General features: G+C 64.7%; 13 protein-coding genes. 5 read left to right on the top strand and 8 right to left on the bottom strand.

Going from position 1 to position 17,819, the window contains the following annotated elements; all coding sequences use genetic code 11:
* Window positions 1–2: 2 nt before the first annotated feature.
* Window positions 3–1,181 carry an isochorismate synthase gene (locus JS46_RS07080; protein WP_033749632.1) on the bottom strand — a complete coding sequence of 393 codons (1,179 nt, stop codon included), beginning with the start codon at window positions 1,179–1,181 and terminating at the stop codon, window positions 3–5.
* A gap of 177 nt (window positions 1,182–1,358) precedes the next feature.
* Here JS46_RS07080 and fepB point away from each other — a divergent pair, with 177 nt between their 5' ends.
* Window positions 1,359–2,324 (top strand): Fe2+-enterobactin ABC transporter substrate-binding protein, encoded by a 966-nt coding sequence (gene fepB / locus JS46_RS07085; RefSeq protein ID WP_033749288.1) that lies wholly within the window; start codon window positions 1,359–1,361, stop codon window positions 2,322–2,324.
* Here fepB and entS read toward each other — a convergent pair.
* The gene (gene entS, locus JS46_RS07090) at window positions 2,319–3,569 is read right to left on the bottom strand and encodes an enterobactin transporter EntS (RefSeq protein ID WP_033749289.1); all 1,251 of its coding nucleotides are present in this window, start codon (window positions 3,567–3,569) and stop codon (window positions 2,319–2,321) included. The genes fepB and entS overlap by 6 nt on opposite strands.
* 144 nt (window positions 3,570–3,713) lie before the next feature.
* On the opposite strand from entS, the gene fepD reads away from it, so the two are divergent.
* From fepD to JS46_RS07105, 3 genes are read left to right on the top strand one after another with little or no spacing between them, the layout of a single operon-like run.
* Window positions 3,714–4,703: a Fe(3+)-siderophore ABC transporter permease gene (gene fepD / locus JS46_RS07095; RefSeq protein ID WP_033749291.1), complete on the top strand. Its 990-nt coding sequence runs from the start codon at window positions 3,714–3,716 to the stop codon at window positions 4,701–4,703.
* Window positions 4,700–5,680, top strand: coding sequence for an iron-enterobactin ABC transporter permease (gene fepG / locus JS46_RS07100; protein WP_033749292.1), 981 nt, complete (start codon window positions 4,700–4,702; stop codon window positions 5,678–5,680). Before fepD ends, fepG begins: the two co-directional genes overlap by 4 nt.
* Window positions 5,677–6,477: an ATP-binding cassette domain-containing protein gene (locus tag JS46_RS07105; protein WP_033749293.1), complete on the top strand. Its 801-nt coding sequence runs from the start codon at window positions 5,677–5,679 to the stop codon at window positions 6,475–6,477. Before fepG ends, JS46_RS07105 begins: the two co-directional genes overlap by 4 nt.
* Before the next feature lie 159 nt (window positions 6,478–6,636).
* On the opposite strand, the gene JS46_RS07110 is transcribed toward JS46_RS07105, so the two are convergent.
* The 3 genes from JS46_RS07110 to fes are packed head-to-tail and all read right to left on the bottom strand — an operon-like array spanning window position 6,637 to window position 12,020.
* Complete coding sequence (locus JS46_RS07110) at window positions 6,637–10,557, bottom strand: enterobactin synthase subunit F (RefSeq protein ID WP_033749294.1); 3,921 nt, start codon at window positions 10,555–10,557, stop codon at window positions 6,637–6,639.
* Window positions 10,550–10,768 (bottom strand): MbtH family protein, encoded by a 219-nt coding sequence (locus tag JS46_RS07115; RefSeq protein ID WP_033749295.1) that lies wholly within the window; start codon window positions 10,766–10,768, stop codon window positions 10,550–10,552. The genes JS46_RS07110 and JS46_RS07115 overlap by 8 nt, the downstream gene beginning before the upstream one ends.
* Before the next feature lie 40 nt (window positions 10,769–10,808).
* Window positions 10,809–12,020, bottom strand: coding sequence for an enterochelin esterase (gene fes / locus JS46_RS07120; protein ID WP_033749297.1), 1,212 nt, complete (start codon window positions 12,018–12,020; stop codon window positions 10,809–10,811).
* A gap of 276 nt (window positions 12,021–12,296) precedes the next feature.
* On the opposite strand from fes, the gene JS46_RS07125 reads away from it, so the two are divergent.
* The gene (locus tag JS46_RS07125; protein WP_033749298.1) at window positions 12,297–14,531 is read left to right on the top strand and encodes a TonB-dependent siderophore receptor; all 2,235 of its coding nucleotides are present in this window, start codon (window positions 12,297–12,299) and stop codon (window positions 14,529–14,531) included.
* Here JS46_RS07125 and pmrB read toward each other — a convergent pair whose 3' ends face one another.
* Genes pmrB through dacB form a run of 3 tightly spaced genes read right to left on the bottom strand, consistent with a single transcriptional unit; the run spans window position 14,532 to window position 17,686 of the window.
* The gene (gene pmrB, locus JS46_RS07130) at window positions 14,532–15,590 is read right to left on the bottom strand and encodes a two-component system sensor histidine kinase PmrB (RefSeq protein WP_033749299.1); all 1,059 of its coding nucleotides are present in this window, start codon (window positions 15,588–15,590) and stop codon (window positions 14,532–14,534) included. It lies immediately after the preceding gene.
* Window positions 15,587–16,249: a two-component system response regulator PmrA gene (gene pmrA, locus JS46_RS07135; protein ID WP_033749300.1), complete on the bottom strand. Its 663-nt coding sequence runs from the start codon at window positions 16,247–16,249 to the stop codon at window positions 15,587–15,589. The genes pmrB and pmrA overlap by 4 nt, the downstream gene beginning before the upstream one ends.
* 3 nt (window positions 16,250–16,252) lie before the next feature.
* Window positions 16,253–17,686: a serine-type D-Ala-D-Ala carboxypeptidase gene (dacB, locus tag JS46_RS07140; protein WP_033749302.1), complete on the bottom strand. Its 1,434-nt coding sequence runs from the start codon at window positions 17,684–17,686 to the stop codon at window positions 16,253–16,255.
* Window positions 17,687–17,819: the final 133 nt, after the last annotated feature.

The raw sequence follows: 17,819 nt of genomic DNA on the forward strand, positions 1-17,819 counted from the left end.
CTTTATTGCAGTCCAAAAGCGCGCAGCATGGTGTCGAGTTTGACACCTGTCTCGCGCCATTCTGATTCCGGTTGCGAATCGGCCACGATGCCCGCGCCGGCGAACAGGCGCACCCGCGCGCCGTGCACGGTGCCGCAGCGGATAGTCACGACCCATTCGCCGTTGCCCTGCTCGTCGCACCAGCCGACGATGCCGCCGAACAGGCGGCGGTCAAACGGCTCCAGCGTCTGGATCAGCTGCTGCGCGCGCCTATGCGGGAAGCCGCTCAGCGCCGGCGTCGGATGCAGCAGGCAGGCGAGCGACAGCGCGTTCTCCTGCTCGTCGAGCGCTTCGCCGTCAATCTGCGTCGCCAGATGCCACAGCGTGGCGGTGGTAAGCAGAGAAGGGGTGGCGGGCACCGAGAGCAGGCGGCTGCGCGGCTGCAGCACCTCGCGCATCGCGTCGGTCACCAGCTTGTGCTCGTGGCGATCTTTCGTCGACTGCATCAGGGCGTCGCCTGCGGCCCTGTCGCGCTGCGCGTCGGCGTCGCGTCGCGCGGAGCCGGCCAGCGGGCAGGAGCTGAAATCACGCCCCGCTTTACGCAGCATCAGCTCCGGGCTGGCGCCCACCAGCGAGCCGCCCTGCGGCAGCGGCAGGTGAAAGTGATAGCTGTTCGGGTTTTGCGCCACGATGCGCTGCATCAGCGCGGCGATATCCACCGGCTGCTCCGTCACGATATCCATCAGGCGCGACAGCACGACTTTATCCAGTTCGCCGCGCTGCGTTGCAGCCACGGCCTCTGCCACCATGGCGGTAAATACATCGTGCTCCGGCATAGCGGCACGGCGGCGTACCTGCGGCAGCGGCGCCTGAACGGCGGGCAGCGCAGCCTGAAGATCGGCGCGGTTAAAGGTCTGATGCGATTCCGGAATAAACAGCGCGGCGGGCTGCGTGACGTCGAAGGGGATGGCACCGACCAGAATCGGATGGGCGATGCCCTGTTTTTTTGCCGATGCGAAGTGGCGTCGCAGCTGCTGTTGAAAGTCGCCGTTCAGCGCGTCGCCATCGGTCGCCGGCGTGGCGATCGTGGTGTAGCAGCCTTGCGTAGCGATACTGCGCCACGGGGATGTGAAGATAAATCCCCGGCACAGCGCGGAGAAATCCTCAAGCAGGGGATTTCCAAACGTCAACGTTTCCACCATAATTTTCACCTATAAATGATAAGATAACTAATAATGATTATCATTTGTATTGTGGTTCTGTAACCTACGTTGATTAGGCTGGAGTGTCAATAAATTCGCGGCAGTGAGCGCGCGATCCCAGCGTGATGCGTAGAGGCGACAGAAGGTTGTATTACAGTAAAAGGTGGACTGAATCTTATGTTTAAGCGGATTTTTACCACGGTGGCCGCGCTGGCTTTCATGACCGTGCTGGCTCACCCGGACGCGCGGGCGGAAGGCGGCTGGCCGCGCACGCTGCAAAGCGCCGGCGGTAGCGTCACGCTGGAGAAAGCGCCGCAGCGCATTGTCTCTACCAGCGTCACCCTGACTGGCTCGCTGCTGGCGATCGACGCGCCGGTCATCGCCAGCGGGGCGACCGCGCCGGGCAGCCGACTGGCGGACGAGCAGGGATTTTTCCGTCAGTGGAGCGACGTCGCGAAGCGTAAAAATCTCAAGCGGCTCTATATTGGTGAACCGAGCGCCGAAGCGGTGGCCGCCGAAGCGCCGGATCTGATTATCGTCAGCGCGACCGGCAATGACTCCGCGCTCAAGCTGGTGGATCAGTTCTCGGCTATCGCGCCGACGCTGGTGGTGAACTATGGCGATAAAAGCTGGCAGCAGCTGGTGACGCTGCTCGGCGAAGCGACTGGCCACGAGGCGGATGCGGCGGCGCGCGTGAAGGCGTTCGATGCGCAAGAGGCGGCGCTGAAGCAGAAAATCACGCTGCCGCCGCAGCCGGTTTCCGCGATGGTATTTAACGGCGGCGGCCGCGCGGTGAACCTGTGGACCCGCGAATCGGCGCAGGGCAAGCTACTGGAGCAGCTCGGCTTTACGCTCGCCGTGCCGCCTGCGGATCTGCAGCAAACCCACAGCATGGGCCAGCGCAAAGATATTATTCAGCTCTCGGGCGAGAACGTCGCCAGCGGCCTGAACGGCAACACCTTCCTGCTGTTCGCCGCGGAGGAGCAAGGGGCGAAACAGCTGATGCAGAACCCGTTCCTGGCGCAAACCACGGCGGTGAAGCAGCAGCAGGTTTACGCGCTGGGCGCCGACACCTTCCGTCTTGACTACTACAGCGCCCGCCATCTGCTGGCGCGTCTGGAGCAGCTGTTCGTTAAGTCATGACGCCTCTTCCGCCAGCGTCGGCGCTGGCGGTTGATAGCGTCGCAGCTTCGCCATCAGCATCCACATCACTCCTCCCAGCAGCGCCGCGCCGAAACCGAACAGCGCGGCGGCCTGCTGCGGCAGCAGCCATGACCCCAGCGCGCCGATCATCGCCGCGCCGATCGCATCGCCGGTGACGTTCTGCGCCGTCCACAGGCTGTTGATGCGTCCCAGCAGCGCATCGGGCGTCAGCGACTGGATCAGCTTGTACTGCACCAGGCTGTTAACGGCGCTGCAGTAGCCGAACGCCGCCAGGCAGGCAAGGCCAAGGGCGAACTGCGGCATCAGGCTGAAGGCGCCAAGCGCGAGGAAAGCGGCGACGGCGCTGGCTAACATCACTTTGCCTGGCTGCGGCGTCTGCGCCAGCCGTCCGCTGGTCAGCGCGCCCAGCGCCGCGCCGAGCGGCACGGCGGCGTACATCAGTCCCAGCTCATCGAGGCTGACCTGCCAGTGCGGCGCCAGCGCCGGATAGAGCACGCGCACCGCGCTCGCCAGCGTGACCAGCGCGCCGATCAGCGCCGCCATGCCCACCAGCGGCGCGGCGAACAGAAATTGTACGCCGCTGGCGAGCGCTCGCAGCGGATGTTCGCGCGGCTGCGGCGGCGGCGGCATCACGGGCAGCCGCAGCAGGGTCAACACGGTGAGCAGCGTGCCGAGGGCGGCGAGGCCGTAGTTCCACGCCGCGCCGCCGTGCGCCAGCACCAGCCCGCCGACGGCGGGAGAGAGAAGCGCGCCGAAGCGCACCGTGAGCATGGTAATGGCGCCCGCCTGCATCAGGTTTTCGCGTCCCACCAGCGCCGGCGTCGCCGCCAGCAGCGCCGTGACGCCGATCGCGCCGAAGAAACCATCCCACAGGCCGAGCAAAAAGACCGCGCTGACCGACGGCGTCGGCAGCGAGGCGTTAACGGCGAGCGCCACGAAGCCGAGGCCGCAGGTAGATCGCGCAATCAGGATTAGCCGTTTGCGCTCGTAGCGATCCGCCAGCACGCCGCCGGTGAGCAGTCCGACGAACATGCCCGCGCCCGCCAGGGTCACCGCCAGCCCGACCAGCGCGGGCGAGCGGGTCAGCTGCTGGATCTGTACCGGCACGGCAATCGCCAGCATGCCGAGCGCGACGATAGAGATAAAACGGGCGATAAAGACGGCGCGAAAAGCGCGATGCGTCTTCAACAGGCTGAGATCGATGAGAAGGGAGGGTTTGTTCATTGCTTCGCCTTTTGCTGCGGTTTTCCTCGCTATGGTCGAGGCGAATCATGGTAACATACAAAAATACGAGTAATAACGATAACAAGTATCATTATCAAATTGACGCGTTCGCTGCGTCAGTGAACAGTGAAGGTTCGGAACGTTATGCGCCAACTCACCGCAATAGCCGCTTCAGGGACGCTGCTGTTGCTCCTGCTCGCGCTCAGCCTAATGCTCGGCGCCAAATCGATCGCCATTCATGATGTTTACCTGGCCCTCACTACCCGCTGCGGCAGCGCCGACTGCGTTATCGTGCGCGAGGCGCGGCTGCCGCGCACCCTTGCCGGCCTGCTGGCGGGCTGCGCGCTCGGACTGGCGGGCGCGCTGATGCAGAGCCTGACGCGCAATCCGCTTGCCGATCCCGGCATTCTCGGCGTTAACGCGGGCGCAGGTTTCGCCGTGGTGCTGGGCATTGCCCTGTTCGGCGCGGATTCGCCGGCCGACTGGCTCGGCTTCGCCTTCGTCGGCGCGCTGCTGGCGTCGCTGCTGGTGGCGCTGACCGGCGCGCTCGGCGGCGGCCGCGTCAATCCGGTGCGCCTGACCCTGGCGGGCGTGGCGCTCGGCGCGGTGCTGGAAGGGCTGACTTCCGGACTCTCGCTTCTCAACCCCGATATTTACGATCATCTGCGCTTCTGGCACAGCGGCTCGCTGGATATTCGCAGCTTTGCCGTGCTGCGCGCCACCTGGCCAGCGGTAGCGGTCGGCGCGCTGATCGCGCTGCTGCTGGCGCGCGCGCTCAATACCCTGAGCATGGGCGGCGATCTGGCGACGGCGCTCGGCACGCGCGTGGCGCGTACCCAACTGCTGGGGCTGCTGGCTATCGCCCTGCTGAGCGGCGCCGCCACGGCCGCCGTCGGCCCCATCGCCTTTGTCGGGCTGATGACGCCGCATCTGGCCCGCTGGCTGTGGGGCAACGACCACCGCTGGATGCTGCCCGGCACGCTGCTGATCACCCCCTGTCTGCTGCTGGCCGCCGATATTCTGGGCCGCCTGATGGTGCCGGGCGAACTGCGCGTCTCGGTGGTCACCGCGCTGCTCGGCGCGCCGATGCTGATCGTGCTGGTGCGCCGCAAGCTGGGGAGAGGGCAGGTATGAGTCGGGCGATGATGCACGCCATCTGGCTGCTGGCGGCCTGCGCGCTGCTGGCCTTTTTCGGCGTTACGCGCGGCGCGCTGCCGGTTACGGGCGCGCAACTCTGGCAGCTGGTTACCGGCGAGGCGGCGCGCAACGTTCAGCTGATCGTGCTGGAGTGGCGGCTGCCGCGCGTGGCGATGGCGCTGCTGCTCGGCGCGGCGCTCGGGATCAGCGGCGCGATTTTTCAGTCGCTGCTGCGCAACCCGCTCGGCAGCCCCGATATTCTCGGCTTCAATACCGGCGCCTATAGCGGCGTGCTGGTGGCGCTGGTGCTGTTTCAGCAAAACAGCGAGGCGATGACGCTGGCGGCATTGCTGGGCGGCGTGTTGACCGCTGGCGTAGTTTATCTGTTCGCCTGGCGCAACGGCGTAGAGACCTTCCGGCTGATTATCGTCGGCGTCAGCGTGCGCGCGCTGCTGATGGCGCTTAACGGCTGGCTGATTATCAGCGCCTCGCTGGAGGCGGCGCTCAGCGCCGGGCTGTGGAGCGCCGGATCGCTTAACGGCATCACCTGGGCGAAAACCGCGCCGGCGGTCGCCGTGCTGGCGGCGGCGCTGCTGCTGACCGCGCTGCTGGCGCGGCGTATGCGCCTGCTGGAGATGGGCGACGACACCGCCTGCGCGCTGGGCGTGCCGGTAGAGCGCAGCCGGCTGTGGCTGATGCTGCTCGGGGTGGTGCTGACCGCCGCCTCGACCGCGCTGGCCGGCCCCATTTCGTTCGTCGCTCTGCTGGCGCCGCAGATCGCTCGTCGCCTGTGCGGCGGCATCAAAGGCGCGCTGCCGCTGGCGGCGCTGTGCGGCGCGCTGCTGCTGCTGGCGGCGGACTATGCTGCGCAGCATCTTTTCCTGCCGTATCAGCTGCCGGTCGGTGTGATTACCGTCAGCCTTGGCGGACTTTATTTGATTGCACTACTGGTCAGGGAGGCGCGACGCCAATGACAGAGAAGATTGCGCGCCTGCAGGGCGACGCGCTGACGCTGGGCTACGAGAAAAAAGTGGTGGCGGAGGGGCTGTCGGTGACCATTCCGGATGGCGAACTGACGGTGATCATCGGCCCCAACGCCTGCGGCAAATCGACGCTGCTGCGCGCGCTGAGCCGCCTGGCGCCGCCGCTGAAGGGGCGGGTGCTGCTCGACGGCGAGGCGATTTCGCGCCTCTCCACCAAAGAGGTGGCGCGGCGTCTCGGCCTGCTGCCGCAGAGTTCGCAGGCGCCCTCCGGCATCAGCGTCAGCGAGCTGGTGGCGCGCGGGCGCTATCCGCATCAGCCACTGTTCGGCCGCTGGCGCGACGAGGATGAAGCGGCGGTGCAGCAGGCGATGCAGGCGACCGGCGTGGCGGATATCGCCGCGCAGCCGGTGGATCAGCTTTCCGGCGGCCAGCGCCAGCGCGTCTGGATCGCCATGGTGCTGGCGCAGCAGACGCCGCTGCTGCTGCTGGACGAACCCACCACCTGGCTCGATATTACCCATCAGATCGAACTGCTGGAGCTGATGCAGGGTCTCAATCAGCAGCATGGCCGCACGCTGGTGGTGGTGCTGCACGATCTGAATCAGGCGTGCCGCTACGCCACGCATCTGATCGCGATGCGCAACGGCCAGATTGTCGCCGAGGGCAGGCCGTCGGAGATTGTCACGCCGGAATTGATTGAGGCGGTCTATGGGCTGCGCTGCGTTATCGTTGAGGATCCAGTGGCGCATACGCCGATGATTGTGCCGCTGGGACGCGGGCGCAACTGAGGCGCTAGCTAAAACCCGCACTGCGTATAAAGGAGCGGGTAGTCTGGCCCGAAGAGCAAAGCGTCCCGCGCCAGGGATGGCGCGGGCCGAGCGGGCATGGATGCCTTAAGCGACTTTGCGATCGGGCCAGACTACCCGCGACCGCACCTTTCTTCAGAATCAGGCAAACTTCGCCAGCAGCTGCTGCAATTGCGGCCCGATCTGCTCGAACATGCGCGGCGAGATAATCTCGACGTGGGCGCACGCCAGCGGCCGCACCTCAAGCTCACCCACATAGGGCGCCCATGCGCGATGCGCATCCTGATCCGGCTGCTGCGTCTCGGTGGCGAGGAACAGCGTGGCGCGACCGCTGAAGCGCGCGCTGCGCGCCGTCGCCAGCAGCCGCACCGAGCTGGCGTAGTTGGCCTCGATGGCGTCGAACATCGCCTCCAGGCCTTCGCCCGCCTGCTGACGCTGGGCGGCGACAAACTGCTCGCGCTCACGGTTCACCTCTTCCAGCACCGCCGGATCGAGCTGATTCTTGCCGCGCTTCTCGTCCCAGTTCTGCGTCTCGGGCGGCCAGGTGTCGAGCAGGCCGAGGAACGCCACCTCTTCGCCCAGCGCCTCCAGCCGCGCGGCGATGCCCTGCGCCAGCGTGCCGCCCAGCGAATAGCCGAGGAAATAGTAGGGGCCCTGCGGCTGCTGCTGGCGCAGCGTGGCGAGATGCGCGTCGCACACCTCATCGAGATGCGCCGCCTGACTGAGCGGGCCGCTGGCGTCGGGCGACTGAATGCCGACGATAGACCAGCGCGCGTCGAGATAGCGCTGCAGAATGCTGAACTGCCAGGCGAAGCCGGACGCGGGATGGAAGCAGAACAGCGTCGGCCCACTGCCGACACGCAGCGGCAGCACCGGCTCGAACCCGGCGGTTTGCGCCGTCTGCGCATCGCTCAGCAGCGCCGCCAGCTTTTCCACCGTCGAGGCGACCATGATCTGGCCGACGGAAACCGGCTGCTTCAGCTGGCGCCGCAGCTGCGCCGCCAGCCGCATCGCCAGCAGCGAATGGCCGCCCAGCGCAAAGAAATCCTCCTGCGCGCCGACGCTGTCGCGTTCCAGCAGCGCGGCGAATGCCTCTGCCAGCTGCGTCTCCAGGCCCGGCAGCGGGGCGCGGCTCGCGTCGCCCGCGCGGCTTTGCGGCAGCGGCAGGGCCTTACGGTCCAGCTTGCCGTTGCTGCTGAGCGGCAGCGCCTCCAGCGCAACAATCGCCACCGGCACCATATGTGCCGGCAGCTGCTGCGCCAGCGCATCGCGCATCGCCTCGCTATCAACGGCGCGGTCTGCCACCACATAGCCCACCAGCTGGCGCGCGTCGCCCTGCTGCGCGCCGGCGTTGCCCAGCACCACCGCGTGCGTGATCGCCTGCTGCACCCCGGGCAGCGCCGCCAGCGCATGATCGATTTCATTCAGCTCGATACGCTGGCCGCGGATCTTCAGCTGATCGTCGCTGCGGCCCAGATACTCCACCGCGCCGTTCGCCAGCCAGCGCGCCACGTCGCCGGTACGGTACATGCGCGTGCCGTCGCCGAACGGATCGGCGACGAAACGGCTGGCGGTGAGATCGGGACGATCGAGATAGCCGTGCGCCAGCTGCACGCCGGTAAGATAGAGATCGCCCGCAACGCCTGGCGGAACCGGCTGCAGGCGCGCGTCGAGGATGCGCAGGCCGGTGTTCCAGACCGGGAAGCCGATCGGCACGCTGGCGCCTTCCACCGCCGCCAGCTCTGGGCCGAAGGCAGGGTAGTAGCTGACGTCTACCGCCGCTTCGGTGGGGCCGTAGAGATTATGCAGCGGCGTCTGAGTCAGCGCTTCCCACTGGCGCGACAGATCGGCCGGCAGCGCTTCGCCGCTGCAGAAGACGCGGCGCAGGCTGGCGCAGCGCGCCACCGCATCCTCGTCCTGCAATGAGGCGACGAAGGCCGCCAGCATCGAGGGAACAAAGTGGGTCGTGGTGACGCGATAGCGCGCAAAAAGCTGCTGCAGCGCGTCGGGATCGCGGTGCGCCTCCGGCGGCGCCATCACCAGCTGCGCGCCGGTCATCAGCGGCCAGAAAAATTCCCAGACCGAGACGTCGAAGCTGCTGGGGGTCTTTTGCAGCACCACATCCGTGGCATCGAGCGGGTAGCTCGCCTGCATCCACAGCAGACGGTTGACGATTGCCTCATGGCCGATCAGCACGCCTTTGGGACGGCCGGTCGAGCCGGAGGTATAGATAAGATAGGCGCCGTCCTGCGGGCGCGGCGGCTGCCCAGGCGCGGGCGCGGCGACGTCGGGCAGCAGCGCGTCGTAGAAGAGCGGAGCAACCGGCGAAAGAGCGGCGAAGCGCGTCGCCAGCGCGCGGCTGACGATCAGCGTCTTCGGCGCGGCGTCCTCCAGCATCATCTGCAGACGGTCGTCGGGATAGCCGGTATCCAGCGGCAGGTAAGTGGCGCCGACGCTGACGATCGCCTGCAGCGCCAGCGACAGAAAGACCGCGCGCGGCAGCGCCACGGCGACGATATCGCCGCGCCGCACGCCGCTGGCGATCAGCTGCTGTCCCAGCGCCTCGACCTGCTGCCGCATCTCGCGGTAGCTGAGCCGGTGGCTATCGTCCGCCAGCGCGGGCGCGTCCGGGGTGCGCCGCGCCTGCGCCTGCAGCAGGCTGTCGAGCGTGGCAGCTGGCAGCGCCATCGCGGTCTGATTGATCCTCTCCAGCTGCTGATGTTCCGCTTCGGTCAGCAGATCCAGTTCGCCGCAGGGGCGCTCCGGCTGCGCCGCCAGCTGCCGCAGCAGCAGATCGAAACGGCTGGCGTGCTGCGTCAGCGTTGTTTCCTGATAGCGTTCCGCATTAGCCAGCAGCTCCAGCGTCAGCTCGCCCTGTTCGCTGAGGTAGATCGCGATCTCGAGGTCGCGCACCGGCCCGGAGGCGAGCTGATGCGTTATCCCTTCCACCCCGTTGAAGTCGAGCTGATAGTCGAACATCTTCAGGTTGATCACCGGGCCGTAAAGCGGATCGCCGTCGCCGAGCCGTCCGGCGTCGCGCTGCACCTGCTCGGCGTCGAAGCGCTGATGACGACGCATCTTTTTCACTTCTGCGGCCAGCTGGCGGGCCAGCGCGCCGAGCGGCTGAGCGGGATCGTAATGCACCGCCATCGGCAGCACGTTAATCACCGGTCCGGTGGCGCAGAGCGCCGCCGAGCCGATGCGGCGCATAAAGATAAAGCCGGCGGCGAAATCGTTCTGGCCGCTCAGGCGCGCCAGCCACAGCGCCACCAGCGCAAAGGCGGCGTCAGCCGCGCTGACCTCCAGCTGCTGAACCAGCGACTGAAAGCGCGCACTCTCCAGTGAGAAAGTGTGACGCAGCAGCGCGGTGCTGGCGCTCTGTCCGGCCAGCGGCAGGGGAGAGATCGAGGCGGGCGGCGGCAGCTGCGCGCTCTTTTCGCGCCAGAAGTCGCGATCCCGCTGCCAGTTCGGCGAAGCCTGATAGCGCTGATACTCCTCTACCACCTCGCTGAAGGGCGTAAAAGGCGTCGGTTCCGGCGTTTCGTTGCGCATCCACGCGGTATAGAGGTTAGCGATGCGGCGCGTCAGGGCGGTAAAGCTAAAGCCGTCCACCACCAGATGATGATAGCGCTGATACCAGAACCAGCGCTGCTCTCCCAGCCGCATCAGCTGGTGATGCCACAGCGGCGCGCCGCTCAGCACGCGCAGATCGCCAGCCATATCGACGCGCATCAGATGGCGCGCAGCGGCCTCTGGATCGGCGTGCTGACGCAGGTCGACGATCTCAGGCAGGAGAAAGGTTTGCGGCGACAGCCACTGCACCGCCTCACCCTCAAGCTCGCCGAACGCCATGTTTAGCGTATCCGCCTCCTGCATTCCAGCGACGATCGCCTTGCTCAGCAGCGCGCTGTCCAGCTCGCCGCGCAGCTCGACAAAGTGCGCGACCGCATAGGCGTTAGTCTGCTGCGACAGCTGATCGGCCATCCAGATGCCGGGCTGCGCCGCCACCAGCGGCAGGATTTTCTGGTCGGTATGGTATGGGTTCATCAGCGTCTCAGACATGGTCGCTCCGGTGCGCGCTCGGGTGGGCCGGGCGAATATCGCGCCAGTTCGCGTTGAGCCAGCTCAAACATTCCGCCTGCGGCTGCGGGCCGAAGAGGCAGCGCCAGCCAGCGGGCAGGGCGCGAAAAGCGGGCCAGAGGCTGTACTGCTGGCGATCGTTGATCAGCACGAGACAATCCTGCTGCGGATCGTCAAAGGGATTAGGTTGCATATCGGTCTCCTGCCCGCAACAGTCGGGCTAGCCAGGCGATTTAAAGAAGATGTTGCCACATTGCTTTCAGTCCATTGAGCAGCCCGCCGCGCCAGCACAGCGCGTCGTGGCCCCCGTCGACCGGATGAAAAACGACCTGATGCCCTGCGGCGGACAGGTCCTGTTGAAGCTGCTGGTTTGCTTTGAATATCAGCTGTTCGCGGCGTCCCGCTTCCAGATAGATGCGCGATGGCGCGAGACGGTATTCACCCTGCTGCAGCTGCTGGATCAGCCTGCCGTTGGGCTGACCGCGTTCCGGCCACCAGAACGAACCGGAGAGGCTGATGGCGCCGCCGAAATGGTGCGGCCAGTTTAGCGCGGCGTAGACGGACGACAGCCCGCCGAAGCTCTGCCCGCTCACCAGCGTCTCAGCGGCGCTGACGCGATGCGGCGCCCAGCCCTGCAGCTGCGGCAGCAGCTCTTCCTGCAGGGCCAGCCAGAAGTCGGGATTGCAGGGCAGTTCGCGGCTGCGGTGTTCGCGGTCGATGATATCGATCATGACGTAGACCGCCGGCGGGAGTTCGCCAGCGTCGGTGAGCTGTTGCAGCGGCCAGGCGATCGGCATGCTGTTAGCCCAGAACTGGCCGTCCAGCAGCAGCGCCAGCGGACGTGCGGTCGGCTGCGCGTCGCCGGTGGCGTAAATCCACACCGAACGGCGATTGCCGAGGCGCGCGCTGTGCCAGATATGATGCTGAAGCGGCAGCGCGGGCGCGCGACCGCTGTCGACCGCCTGCCAGACGCGCTGATCGGGCGCGTCCGGCAGATGCAGCGGCGAGACATGCATGCCGCGTCCGCCCGCCCAGCCGCGCTGCGGGTTCAGCGCATCCGCCTGCGCGGTGGGGAATTTTTCGCGCCACCAAGCGCGCAGGGTCGTCATATCCGGCTCGCCCTCAAAATCGGCGGGATCGCTGTCGGGCATCAGGCAGTAGCTGCCGCGCCAGCTGGCGGGCAGCTGCGTGCGCCAGAACCAGACGTCGGTGCCAGGGATGCGGCTAAGCGAGCGGGGCGCGGCGCGCTGATGATGATCGGTGACGCCGGTGATATTGATCCAGACGCGACGGGTAGAGGAGGTGGCTTCGCTTCCCTGCGGATCGCGCCAGAAAAAGGTGACGGCGCATTCACCGCGCTCGGCGGGTTCGATTAAGGGAAGACCCTGCTGCTGTAATGTTCGCCACCAGGATTCACTGCCGGTTTCGTTGGTTAACCACGTCATAGAGAGCTTATTTACTGGGCCAGGCGCACCTGTAGGTGCGCGGATGTTATGAAGAATACTATTGATAATTATTTGCATTTGCAATAGGGTGTTTTCCGCTCCGACATCAAGGAGCGCGCGCGTTCCGCCAGCCTCATCAGCCTGTATTGTCAGACGGATGTTCCGCAAAGGAGAGCCTGGGCGCGGCTGGAATGCTTGCTCGCAAGGAAAGACTCTTTTACCGGCGCGCCCGCAGGAGACGGTGAGGTTTCCGCAGGCAATCCAGGAATATAAAAAATGCCTCCATTATCCCGTTTGTCATTAGCCATTCTCATTGAACTCGGCCTGGCCGCGACCAGCGCGCAGGCTGCCGACACCAGCACCGCTTCAACTGCCGACGTCGGCGATACGCTGGTGGTCAGCGCGGCGCAGCAGAACCTGCAGGCGCCGGGCGTCTCCACCATCACCGCCGACGAGATTAAAAAGCGACCGCCTGCGCGCGACGTATCGGAAATCATCCGCACCATGCCGGGCGTCAATTTGACCGGCAACTCCACCAGCGGCCAGCGCGGCAACAATCGCCAGATCGATATTCGCGGCATGGGGCCGGAAAATACCCTGATCCTGGTGGACGGCATGCCGGTCTCCAGCCGCAACTCGGTGCGTCTCGGCTGGCGCGGCGAACGCGATACGCGCGGCGACACCAACTGGGTGCCGCCGGAGATGATCGAACGTATCGAGGTGATCCGCGGGCCGGCAGCGGTGCGCTACGGCAACGGCGCGGCGGGCGGCGTGGTGAATATCATTACCAAAAAGTATGACGACAAGCAGTGGCACGGATCCTGGAACGCCTATTACAACGTGCCGGAGCATAAGGACGAGGGCGCGACGCGCCGCACCAACTTCAGCCTGGAAGGGCCGCTGGGCGACGACGTCAGCTTCCGACTCTACGGCAACCTGGCGAAAACCCAGGCGGATGCGTACGACATCAACGAAGGGCATGCGGCGGACCGCACCGGCACCTACGCCGGCAGCTATCCAGGCGGGCGCGAAGGGGTGGTCAATAAAGATATCAACGCGCTGCTGCGCTGGGCGTTCGCGCCGATGCAGGCGCTGGAGTTTCAGGCGGGCTACAGCCGTCAGGGCAACCTCTATGCTGGCGACACCCAGAACACCAACACCAGCGCGCTGGTGAAAAGCCTGTACGGCAAAGAGACCAACCGCCTCTATCGGCAGAATTTTGCAGTGAAGTGGACCGGCGCCTGGGATAACGGCATCAGCACCAACAGCTACGCGCGCTATGAAAATACCCGCAACTCGCGCATCAACGAAGGGCTGGCGGGCGGCACCGAAGGCATCTTCTCCAACAGCGGCTTCAATACCATCGAGCTGGACGATGTGCTGCTGCACAGCGAAGTCAGCGTGCCGTTCGAGATGCTGGTAAATCAGACCGCCACCCTCGGCATCGAGTGGAATCAGCAGCGGATGAAAGATCCTTCGTCGACCACGCAGGCCGCCTCTAACGGCGCGGTGCCAGGTATTGCCAGCAGCGGACGCAGCCCCTATTCGCAGGCGGAAATTTTTTCGCTGTTCGCCGAAGACAATATGGAGCTGACCGACAGCACCATGCTGACGCCAAGCCTGCGCTTCGATCACCACTCTATCGTCGGCGATAACTGGAGCCCGTCGCTTAACCTTTCCCAGGGCTTAGGGGACGATTTCACGCTGAAGATGGGCATCGGGCGCGCCTATAAAGCGCCGAGCCTTTATCAGACCAACCCCAACTATCTGCTCTACAGCAACGGGCAGGGCTGCGCAGCCAGCACCGGCGCCTGCTATCTGCAGGGCAACAGAGACCTGAAAGCGGAAAACAGCATCAATAAAGAGATTGGCCTGGAGTGGAAGCATGAAGGCTATCAGGCGGGTCTGACCTGGTTCCGCAACGACTATCGCAACAAGATCGAAGCGGGCTATGGGCCGTCCGGCAAAGCCTCAAACGGCACCACCGACATTTATAAGTGGGAGAACGTGCCGAAAGCGGTGGTGGAAGGGCTGGAGGGCTCGGTGAATATTCCCGTGACCGAGAGCATCGCGTGGAATAACAACTTCACTTATATGTTGCAGAGCAAGAATAAAGAGACCGGCGATCGCCTGTCGATTATTCCCGACTATACGCTCAACTCAACCCTGAGCTGGCAGGCGACGCAGGATTTGTCTCTGCAAACCACCCTGACCTGGTACGGCAAGCAGGTGCCGAAGAAGTATGATTACAAAGGCAATGCCGTTACCGGCAGCGCGACCGATGAGGTGAGTCCTTACTCAGTGGTCGGCCTGAGCGGCACTTATGACGTTAATAAATACGCCAGCGTGACGCTCGGCATCGACAACCTGTTCGATAAGCGCCACTACCGCCAGGGCAACGCCCAGACTACCGGCAACGCCAACACCAACTCTTATCTGTATGGCGCGGGCGCGAATACCTACAATGAGTCTGGCCGCACCTGGTACGTCAGCCTGAATACGCACTTCTAATCAGTTAAGCCGTAACGGCAGCACGCAGCGGGCAATCAGCCCGCTGCGATCGCTGCGATTGATCAGCTTTAGCTCGCCATAGTGCATCTGCAAAATACGCAGCACGATATTCAGCCCCAGCCCGCTGCCGCCGTAGCGCTGATCGCGACGGCGAAACGCTTTGGTCAGCTCTTCCGCCGCATCGGGATCGATGCCTGGCCCCTCATCAATCACGCTGAGGACGATATGGCTGTCGCTCTCTTCGAGTCTGATTTCAATCTGACTCTCCGTCGGGCTATAGCGCGAGGCGTTCTCCAGCAGATTGCGCAGCAGCAGACGCAGCAGCACCGGTTCGCCCTGGCTTTGCGCCACCGCGTTGTCCGGCCAGATCAGCTGCTGCTGGCGCTGTTCAACCAGTTCGCGCATCTCCGGCTGCAGCGGCTGCAAAATGTCCGCCTGCCAGTGAATCGCCTGCGCATGTCCGCTGGCCAGCGCCTGGCTGGCGCGCGCCAGCATCAGCAGCTGCTCGACGGTATGCATCAGCTGATCGATACGCGCCACCAGCATTTCGCTGTGCGGCACGCCCTGCTGCTGCAACAGCTCAAGATGCAGGCGCAGTCCAGCGAGCGGGGTACGCAGCTCATGCGCGGCGTCCGCCGTGAAAAGCCGCTCCTGCTGCAGCGTGTGATCGAGTCGCGCCAGCAGCTGGTTAATCGCGCCGGTTACCGCCACCACCTCTTCCATATCGGACTGAATGGCGAGCGGCGTCAGGTTGTCGGCGGAGCGCTGCGCCAGGCTGGTCTGCAGCGCGCGCAGCGGACGCACGATCCAGCTAATCGCCCAGAAGGAGAGCACCAGCGTCAGGCCGACCATGACGACAGAGGGCAGCAGCAGCGAGGCGATCGCTTCGCGGATCTCATTTTCGACGCGATCGTTGCGCGCCTTAGCGGAGAGGGTTTCGTTGACGAGAAAGCTGATCTGCTCGCGGCTTTCGTGCCACAGCCAGAAGGCGCTCATGATCTGACAGGTGAGCAGAATCAGCGCCAGCATAATCAGCAAGCGCTGACGCATGCTGTTCATTCGCGGTTCTCCAGCCGGTAGCCGACGCCGCGCACGGTTTTAATGCGATCTTTGCCCAGCTTGCGGCGCAGATTATGGATATGCACCTCTAGCGTGTTAGAGCCGGTATCGTCCTGCCAGCTGTAGAGATCCTGCTGCAGCGTTTCGCGATGCACATTTTGTCCGATGCGCATCAGCAGACGCGTCAGCAGCGCGAACTCTTTAGGCGTAACGTCGAGCGGCTGATTCTCCAGCAGCACCTGCTGCGAAGAGAGGTTCAGCGTGAGATCGCCCTGGCGCAGCAGGTTATCGCTGTGGCCCTGATAGCGGCGGATCAGGGCGCGCACGCGCGCCTGCAGCTCCGCCAGCGCCAGCGGCTTGATCAGATAGTCGTCGGCGCCGGCGTCGAGCCCCTCCACGCGATCGCTGAGCGCGTCGCGCGCGGTCAGGATCAGCACCGGCAGATCGACACCCGCTCGCCGCCACTGCCGCAGCAGATCGCCGCCGTCTCGATCCGGCAGGCCGAGATCCAGCACGATCAGGCTGTACTGCGCGCTGTGCAGCAGCGCGTCCGCCTCGGCGGCGCTGGAGGCGCAGTCAACGGCGTAACCCTGGCTGCTCAGCGCCTGGCTCAGACCGCCCTGCAGCAGTACATCGTCCTCAACGATCAATATTTTCATGCGTTAGTTGTTCTGATAGATATCTCGATAGAGACGGCTCTCGAAGCGTACCAGCGGAATACGCCGCGTGCGCTGGTCCTGCGGCGGCACCGCATAGCCCGACAGGTACTGCACAAAGGCGACGCGCGCGCCGCTGGCGGTGGTGATAAAGCCAGCCAGATTATAGACGCCCTGCAGCGAGCCGGTTTTCGCCGACACTTTGCCGTCCACGCCCGCCTCGTGCAGGCCGCCGCGATATTGCAGCGTGCCGTCGTGGCCCGCCAGCGGCAGCATCGAGATGTAGTCCAGCGTCGCGTCGTTTTTCGCAATGTACTGCAACACCTGCATCATGGTATCCGGCGCGATGAGGTCATGGCGCGACAGCCCCGATCCATCCACCTGAATGCTGTTGCCTAAATCAATGTTGGCTTTCTCGCGCAGGATACGGCGGATAGCGTCCGATCCGGCGCGGAAGGTGCCGGGCACGTTGAAATAGTGATGGCCGATAGTGCGGAACACCGTGTCGGCAATCATGTTGTCCGACTTTTTCAGCATAGTATGCAGCAGCGAATGCAGCGGCGCGGACTGGGTCGACGCCAGCACGGTGCCCGGCGACGTGACCTGCGTCTGGCGTACCAGGTGACCGCTGTAGTCGATATCGGCCTGACGTAGCTCCTGCTTCAGGATCTCTCCGGCCCAGGCGGCGTCGTCCTGTACGGCGAACGCCAGCGGCAGCGGCTCCGCGCGCTGGCGCATGCAGCCGGTCAGCGTATAGCGGTTGAGCTCGCCCGGCACCACGTCCAGCTCGCAATACTGCGCTTCGCCGCTGTTGCGGCCGAGGGTGCGCACCTGGCTGAACATATGGGCGGGGTAGTAAGAGGCGATGCGCACGAAGGCGGTTTCGCCCGGCGTGCTGGCGCTGTAGAGCGAAACGGAGAAGCAGTTTTTATCGACGATAGCGGCGCCTGGCGGCGCGCTGAAGCACTGCGTCAGATCGTTCCACGGCCAGCCCGGCGCCATGTCATGGCTGGCGAACACCGAAGTGTCGATCACCAGGTTGCCTTTGATATGGGTGACGCCCTGCTTTTTCAGCGCGGCGACCATATTGCGCAGATCCTGTCGACCCAGCGTCGGATCGCCGGCAAAGCGCGCGACCAGATCGCCGTTTAGCGTGCCGTCGCTGATGGCGCCTTTGGTTTCCAGCGTAGTCTGGAAGCGATAGTCGCCGCCCAGCTCCAGCAGCGCCGCTAGCGCGGTAATCACCTTCATGGTGCTGGCGGGCAACGCCATCTGTTTGCCGTGATAATCGATTATTGGGGTGCTGGCGCCGATTTTCTGCACCATCAGCGCCAGATTGGCGCCATCCGGCAAATACTGCATGTATTCATCTACGGGCGCTGCTTGTGCCTGCAGCATAAACGCCCAGGTTAGTCCGGTAACAAGTCGTGAAAATCGCATAATCTCGCGGTAACTGGCAGGTGAAGCCGTCAATACTACGTCCCGCAGCGGTGGAAAGTAAACGATGACCAGCAGGGAACTCTGGGTTAAAATACGTATCAAAATGCAAAACCACATTCTGGCCTGGAACCTT

Source organism: Pantoea sp. NGS-ED-1003 (assembly GCF_000738765.1).
GTDB lineage: Bacteria > Pseudomonadota > Gammaproteobacteria > Enterobacterales > Enterobacteriaceae > Pantoea > Pantoea septica.

Coding starts and splice junctions, on each gene's coding strand:
- JS46_RS07105 (WP_033749293.1), top strand. CDS start 5,677: ATGACAGAGAAGATTGCGCGCCTGCAGGGCGACGCGCTGACGCTGGGC.
- entS (WP_033749289.1), bottom strand. CDS start 3,569: ATGAACAAACCCTCCCTTCTCATCGATCTCAGCCTGTTGAAGACGCAT.
- dacB (WP_033749302.1), bottom strand. CDS start 17,686: ATGCGATTTTCACGACTTGTTACCGGACTAACCTGGGCGTTTATGCTG.
- pmrA (WP_033749300.1), bottom strand. CDS start 16,249: ATGAAAATATTGATCGTTGAGGACGATGTACTGCTGCAGGGCGGTCTG.
- JS46_RS07110 (WP_033749294.1), bottom strand. CDS start 10,557: ATGTCTGAGACGCTGATGAACCCATACCATACCGACCAGAAAATCCTG.
- JS46_RS07080 (WP_033749632.1), bottom strand. CDS start 1,181: ATGGTGGAAACGTTGACGTTTGGAAATCCCCTGCTTGAGGATTTCTCC.
- JS46_RS07125 (WP_033749298.1), top strand. CDS start 12,297: ATGCCTCCATTATCCCGTTTGTCATTAGCCATTCTCATTGAACTCGGC.
- JS46_RS07115 (WP_033749295.1), bottom strand. CDS start 10,768: ATGCAACCTAATCCCTTTGACGATCCGCAGCAGGATTGTCTCGTGCTG.
- fepB (WP_033749288.1), top strand. CDS start 1,359: ATGTTTAAGCGGATTTTTACCACGGTGGCCGCGCTGGCTTTCATGACC.
- fes (WP_033749297.1), bottom strand. CDS start 12,020: ATGACGTGGTTAACCAACGAAACCGGCAGTGAATCCTGGTGGCGAACA.
- fepD (WP_033749291.1), top strand. CDS start 3,714: ATGCGCCAACTCACCGCAATAGCCGCTTCAGGGACGCTGCTGTTGCTC.
- fepG (WP_033749292.1), top strand. CDS start 4,700: ATGAGTCGGGCGATGATGCACGCCATCTGGCTGCTGGCGGCCTGCGCG.
- pmrB (WP_033749299.1), bottom strand. CDS start 15,590: ATGAACAGCATGCGTCAGCGCTTGCTGATTATGCTGGCGCTGATTCTG.